The sequence below is a fragment of the Lapidilactobacillus gannanensis genome (assembly GCF_003946675.1).
GTDB lineage: Bacteria > Bacillota > Bacilli > Lactobacillales > Lactobacillaceae > Lapidilactobacillus > Lapidilactobacillus gannanensis.
On sequence record NZ_RHOT01000002.1, the window covers coordinates 131,203 to 138,209 of the forward strand.

Below are 7,007 nucleotides of genomic sequence, written 5' to 3' on the forward strand. Positions count from 1 at the left end.
ATGTGACAGTAATTTTGAACAAAACGGGGGTTAAGTTGAATTATGAAACTTAAACATTTTATTTTTGGATTAAGCTTAATGATTGCTGGATTTTTGGGTGGGAATACTCAGCCAGTACATGCTGAAAGCTTGAATTTTGATGTTGGTGCAGTGTTGCCTGACAATCAAGCAAATAAAGATGTCACCTATTTCGACTTATTGGTTAAACCGAATGCGGAACAAAACTTACAAGTACGCATCAATAATAAAGACTCGCAAGAACATCAGTATAAAGTGGCAGTTAATCGTGCTGTTACCAATCGTAACGGGTTAATTGATTACAGCGACCATGGGAAAAAGGCTGATAAGTCATTGCTTTACGATATTGAAAAATATACGACCAAACCACAAACCGTGACCGTACCAGCAAAAACAAGCCAGGTAGTCACGATTAATTTGAAGACACCAGCTAAAAGTTTTGATGGGGTGATGCTTGGTGGCGTGCGGGTGATGCAAGTTGATCAGGCCAAGGCCACTTCCAAGAAGGGTGTTACTTTAACAAATCGGTTTGCTTATGTCATTGGCTTACAGTTACACGAAAATGATACGAAAATTAAACCAGATTTGCATTTATTGAAAGTAATGCCAAAGCAGCTAAATTATCGCAATTATATCACTGTCACGCTACAAAACAATCAGCCAACAATAATGCGTGATTTTAATGTTAACGCGGTTGTGACAAAGCGTGGTAGTACCAAGAAGGTTATTAATTACAAGAAGAATAATATGTCGATGGCGCCTAACAGCAATTTTGCCTTACCATTGGGGGATCAAGGCTACCAGTTAGAGCCAGGCAAGTATACGTTGACTTTGAAAGCTAACGCTGACAGTAAAAAATATAGCTGGAAGTTTACTAAGAACTTTGAAATTACTTCTGATCAGGCTAAGAAATTAAACTCAACTTCAGTTGATCAACCTGAAAAGAAAAATAATTATATGATTTGGCTTTTGATTATTGGCATTATTGTTATCTTACTATTGATTATCCTGATCATTATCAAGTTCATTTGATGTTGGCATATCAGGACAACATATTGCTGCTACTTATCCAGGTGAAAAATCAACCTACAACGATATTGTTTCTGGATCCAACCATTATTTTACGCTCAAGCATGATAAAACGAAGCTTGTTAATCTTACAAATGACGTAACAACAAATACAGTTAATAACGGCTGGCATCATGTTACTTTAGATTGGTCTGGAGCAGCATTGCGTGGGCTTGGTCAGATGCATATGTCATTTAATGATAAGAATATTAATGGTTCCGCAGTACAATCAGCACCGATTGAAGAGACCTATGATATTGATATGAGTAAAGTTGATCCAGGTAATACTGGTAAAGCACGTTGGGGAATTACGAGTTCAACTAGTAATGGTAGCACTGCTCAACAATCCGTAGTTCTTGATACGCCACCAACAGTTGTACAAGGGAGTGCTAAAACGACTTTAACGAACGCAGCTAATCAAAGTATTCCCGATATTAGTCAAACCGCCTCTGCAGGTAGTCTTCTCACTCAGACATATACCATCAATTATGATAATTTGGAAGCTGCTGATGATTGGAGTAATATTGTTGCCAAATTGCCAATTCCAGCTGGTACCACATTGGCCAATAATGCGGCCAATCCTGCAGTCATTCGATATAGTGATGGAACAACAGAGAATATAACCGAGACTGCTTCCACAACCGGTTTTATCCAACATACTTTGGCAAAATCACTATCAAAAGCAGTACCAAGTGCAAAAATTACTTTACAGTTAAAAGCTAATCAAGTTAGTACTGATACTAAAGTGACATTTGCTACGGCGACTTTTACCGGTAAGCAGGCTACTGCAACAGTTGTTCCACCTGAATTCACAATTATGTTGCCAAATGAAATTCGGATAACCGCTGCTGACACCGCTGTTGGTCCGTTCACTTTAACAAAGAATGAGTAACGGCGTTGCCAACAATCAATGGTCAATTTACTTATACTACTAGTTCTGGAACGGCAATTGTCGATAAACCTAATTCTAAATTCACGCTTCATACAAGTATTAATGGTCAGGCACTACCCACTGATCAGCTGACAGATAATGATTTTAGAAAATACACACTTAATTCGGTACGTTATGATCCAAATGAGGTCAGTGCGCTCCAAGAAGGAAAAGAAAACGTTCTAACATACTGGCTGACCGACGATTTGGGTAATAGCTCTAATGAGATAACAGTTAAAATATATGTTATTTCTGGTGAACTCGAATTATCAACCTCTGCTGCAACGAATTTTGAAGCCGGTCTTCTCTCTGGAAAGCGTCAATACTTAAAACGTGATACTAGCGATATAAAAGATTGGCAAATAGTTGTAAATGATGGTCGACCAATAGATGGGACGACTACGACACCTTCTTGGTACGTCTATGCTAAGGCAAGCAAATTCTTTACTAGTGTAAGTGATGGTTCCAAGGAATTAAAGGGACGAGTTGTTATTCAAAATTCGCAGAACAGTGATTTGACAGATTTAACGAATGCGGATGCGTTAATTGAAAGTGGTGATACTCCCACATTTCAAACTGAGCGCTCAATCACAATAGATACTAGCCAGATTGCTTTACAAGTTGATGCAAATGCGACTAAGGGCGTTTATAATGGTGCGATTACTTGGACTTTAGCAAATACACCTCAATAAAGAATAAAAAGGTTTTTTCAGTGTTTACTTACTGAAAAAACTTTCTTTTTTAAACCGATTCTAATCAGTTGACTAGAAGCTGCGGTTTTTGTACGCTGATGATGGTTAAGAAGAATACTAAGGGAGGATTTTATATTATGGCAATCAATCCAAATCGCGCGCAAGATGTTTGGAAGGATGCGGGCGAGCACGTTCAATTTACGGTTTTGAAATTCAATCGTCAGGACCCGGAGCATGAACGTGAGGTATTTCAAGAATTTGCTGATCGCTCACAGGCAATTATTCGTTCATTACGGATTCGTGATGCGAAGCCAGAAACTGGTTCACAGTTAAAAGTTTCGATTGGGATCAGCAATGCTGCTTGGGATTATTTATTCCCTAATGCACCTAAACCTCAAGAATTGACGACTTACACTACATTAAAAGGACCTAAGTATGTGATGCCAGCCACTGATGGTGACTTGTTCTTCCATATTCGCGCTAGTGATGAGGCTGTTGTTTATGAAGCACAAACGCAATTTCGCCGGGTGTTAGGTGAGGTTACCACCGTTTTAGACGAAACAAAAGGTTTTCGCTATTTTGAAGGCCGCGCAATTATTGGCTTTATTGATGGTACTGAAGCACCAGCAATTGAAGATTCTGCTGACTATGCTTTAGTTGGCGATGAAGACCCAACATTTGAGAATGGTTCTTATGCATTTGCTCAGAAGTGGTTGCACAATATGCCGGTTTGGAATCATTTGAAAACAGAAGATCAAGAAAAGGCTGTTGGTCGGGAAAAATTCAGTGATTACGAATTAGCTGACGAAGATAAATTCAAGAATGCCCACAATGTTGCTTCAAAATATGATATTGACGGTGTGGAGCAGAAGATTGTGCGGATGAATGTCCCTTACTCAGCGCCAGCTGCTGGTGAAACGGGTACTTACTTCATCGGTTACTCTCGTTATTGGTCAGTTACCAAAGGGATGCTCCAAAACATGCTTGATCAATCTGACTACCTCTTAACTTTCTCAGAATTATTAACGGGACAACTCTTCTTCATTCCATCCCGTGACTTATTGGCGGAAATGGCTGATGGCGAATTTAAATAATGATTTATGACTAAAATCCTAGTTGACACAATTTTAAAAAGTTGTGCTAACCAGGATTTTTTGTGGTAAGGCGATTGTTTTGAATACAGGGTTAGTCTTAGGCAGAATAGATGACAACTTTGTTGCGACCGTCGGGTTGTGTTAGACTGGTGGACTGGTGCCAAGTCTTCCCTAATTTAAGAAGGTGGTTGCTGGGCGATTTAGAGGGCGTGGAACGGCGTGGCCGTCGATTTGAGCTTATTGCTAACGCAACAATCTCAAATCAATGCCGGCCGCGTTCCACAACCCGCAGCCCGGAATGGAGTCAGAACCAATTCCGTTTCAAAAACTTCACCAGGTTTTAACGCTTTTGAACTTGGATTTGTAATTGGCATCAATCAATGCCGGCCGCGTTCCACGACAAGCAGTCCGCAATGCAGTCAGAACCAATTCTGTTTTAACAGCTAACATAGACTTTTTACTAAAGATGCACATAAAAAAGAAATTTCGACGACTTGCCAAAGCTTTTGCTAAAAGACTATACTTTTTATAGGTTTTGACTATAAAAAGTATATTTTCACTTAATAATTACGGTAATATAACGTATACTAAGTGATAGAAGCAAACGCTTAATTTAGGAGGGCGACATGACAAATTCGGCTTTTAAGAAAGATTTTTTGTGGGGTAACTCAGTTTCAAGTATGCAGACTGAAGGCGCCTACAACGAGGGTGGTAAGGGACCATCAGTTTATGATTTAGTTGAGCCTGGTGAGCATCGTTCTGATTGGAAAGTTGCTACTGATGACTATCATCGTTATCCCGAAGATTTTGATTTGATGAAGGATTTGGGTATGAACTGTTATCGGTTCCAAATTTCCTGGAGTCGGGTGCAGCCAGATGGTGAAGGTGAATTTAATCCAGAGGGAATCAAGTTTTATCATGACTTTATTGATGCTTTGATTGCTCGTGGCATTGAACCAATGATTTGTTTGTATCACTTCGACATGCCGTTGAATTTAGCCAAGAAGTATCAAGGGTTTATGAGTCGTGAAGTTGTCACTGATTTTGTGCGCTATGGTCAGAAGATGATTGACGAATTTGGCGATAAAGTTAAGTACTGGCTGACTTTCAATGAACAAAATTTGTATTCAATGCCTGGATGCGCCAAGATTGCTGGTGCCTTAGAAACACCGGAAACCTTGGAAAATATTCTAACTATTAGTCATCATGTCATGTTGGCGCACGCTCAAGTTGCCAATTACTTACATGAAACAACAATGTCTCAAATTGGTGGGATGTTAGCCTATACTGGAATTTATCCGGCAACTTCGAAGCCTAAAGATAATTTCTATACAGAGCAAATGAATCAATTTTACAATTACAATTTACTAGATGCTTTCACTGGTCGGGGTTATGTACCTGCTTTTCTGAATATCATCCAGCAAAATCACTTTACGATGATTCAGCCTGGAGATTTAGAATTGATTAAGGCGCAACACAGTGATTTCTTACCGTTTAGCTACTATCGTTCAACTACTTTATCTGCAGATAAAACTGCTAGTCTGGCTGATTTGTTAGTTTCTGGCGGTGACTTTGTGGATAATCCGCATTTGCAGACGACTGAATGGAACTGGCAAATTGATCCGCTTGGTTTCCGCAATATCATTGTTAAAATGTGGAATCGTTATCGGTTACCAATCTTCCCAATTGAAAATGGGATTGGGGTAATCGAAGAATGGGATGGCCAACACGAGATTCAAGATGATTATCGGATTGTTTACCACCGTGAGCATTTACAGGCCATGAAGGATGCTATGACGCTTGATGGTGCTGATGTGATTGGTTATCTTGGCTGGGGTTTGATTGATATTTTGAGTTCACAGGGCGATATGCGCAAGCGTTATGGCGTTGTATACGTCAATCGGACGAACCATGATTTGCGTGATATGAAGCGGGTACCGAAGAAGAGCTACCATTGGCTTAAGCAGGTTATTGCCGCGAATGGCGCTAATTTATATTAATTAATCAGTGAGAGGAAGCTACGAAGATGGAACCATTATTCTTAAATCCTTATTTTCAAGAAAAAATCTGGGGCGGCCGTAAATTGGCCACTGATTGGGGCTACCAAATCCCCGATGGTAAAATTGGTGAATGTTGGGCAATTTCTGCTCATCCTCATGGCCCAGCCACCGTTAAAAATGGCCCTTACCAAGGCCAAAATGTAGCGGAATTATGGGCGGATCATCGCGAATTATTTGGTAATGCTAAAGGTGAAGTTTTCCCATTGCTGACCAAGATTCTTGATGCTGAGGCAAGTTTATCAGTGCAAGTTCATCCTGATGATGCGTATGCTGAGGAACACGAGCATGAATTAGGTAAAACAGAATGCTGGTACGTCTTAAGTGCGGAGCCCAATTCTTACTTGATTTATGGTCATCACGCTCAGACTCGTGAACAATTGAAGGAAATGATCGACAACGGTGACTGGGAACATCTCTTGCGGAAATACCCCGTTAAAAAGGGTGACTTCGTTTACGTTCCTAGTGGCACTATCCATGCTTTGAATAAGGGGATCGTCGTTTTGGAGACCCAACAAAGCAGTGACACCACTTATCGGTTATATGATTATGATCGGGTGGACGCCAAGACTGGCAAGAAACGCGATTTGCATTTGAAGCAGTCGATCGACGTGACCACCGTGCCGCATCACGACCCTAAATTAAACATCACCGAAGAAAAATTCGGCGATTCCTACGTGAAGACGTTCGTGACGGCGCCATTGTCACCATTCTTCAGTGTTTACGAGTGGCGCGTTAAAGGCGAGTTGGATTTAACACGGCAAGCGGCCCCTTATACGTTAGTTTCCGTCGTTGACGGCGCCGGCAAGATTACTTGTGATGGCAAAACTTATGACATTAAAAAGGGTGATCATTTCATCTTGCCATTCCAAATCAAGTCTTGGCAATTAAGCGGCGATCTGCAAATCATCGCTTCTGAAGCTGGCGATCAGGAATAATCGTGAGAAGTTTGTTTAAGTCGCTCCTTAGTTAAGGGACGGCAGGGGCCGAGCGATTTAGAGGGCGTGGAAATAGACTAACCTAGGTGGTGAATTATGATTTGACGAAATCAAAATTTACCACTTTTTTAGTTCTTATGTAGAAATGCAACCACAAGTTTTACTTGTGGGGGTCAGAGAAGCTTTAGCGAAAAAAACATCCTTTCAGT

Annotated in this window: 6 protein-coding genes; all 6 read left to right on the forward strand. The window is 40.6% G+C overall.

From position 1 onward, the window contains the following. Window positions 1-42: 42 nt before the first annotated feature. The 6 genes from EKM81_RS01330 (at window position 43) to manA (ending at window position 6,798) form a co-directional block, all read left to right on the forward strand. Window positions 43-1,050 carry a DUF916 and DUF3324 domain-containing protein gene (locus EKM81_RS01330; protein ID WP_125647263.1) on the forward strand — a complete coding sequence of 336 codons (1,008 nt, stop codon included), beginning with the start codon at window positions 43-45 and terminating at the stop codon, window positions 1,048-1,050. A 217-nt stretch (window positions 1,051-1,267) separates the two neighbouring features. Beyond that, window positions 1,268-1,978 carry a hypothetical protein gene (locus tag EKM81_RS01335; RefSeq protein ID WP_125647266.1) on the forward strand — a complete coding sequence of 237 codons (711 nt, stop codon included), beginning with the start codon at window positions 1,268-1,270 and terminating at the stop codon, window positions 1,976-1,978. Window positions 1,979-1,983: 5 nt separating this feature from the next. After that, window positions 1,984-2,709 carry a hypothetical protein gene (locus EKM81_RS01340; protein ID WP_125647269.1) on the forward strand — a complete coding sequence of 242 codons (726 nt, stop codon included), beginning with the start codon at window positions 1,984-1,986 and terminating at the stop codon, window positions 2,707-2,709. A gap of 137 nt (window positions 2,710-2,846) precedes the next feature. Continuing rightward, window positions 2,847-3,803, forward strand: coding sequence for a Dyp-type peroxidase (locus EKM81_RS01345; RefSeq protein ID WP_125647272.1), 957 nt, complete (start codon window positions 2,847-2,849; stop codon window positions 3,801-3,803). Between the two features lie 626 nt (window positions 3,804-4,429). Further along, window positions 4,430-5,803 (forward strand): glycoside hydrolase family 1 protein, encoded by a 1,374-nt coding sequence (locus EKM81_RS01350; protein ID WP_125647275.1) that lies wholly within the window; start codon window positions 4,430-4,432, stop codon window positions 5,801-5,803. A gap of 26 nt (window positions 5,804-5,829) precedes the next feature. Then, window positions 5,830-6,798, forward strand: a complete 969-nt coding sequence (gene manA / locus EKM81_RS01355; protein WP_125647278.1) for a mannose-6-phosphate isomerase, class I — start codon at window positions 5,830-5,832, stop codon at window positions 6,796-6,798. Window positions 6,799-7,007: the final 209 nt, after the last annotated feature.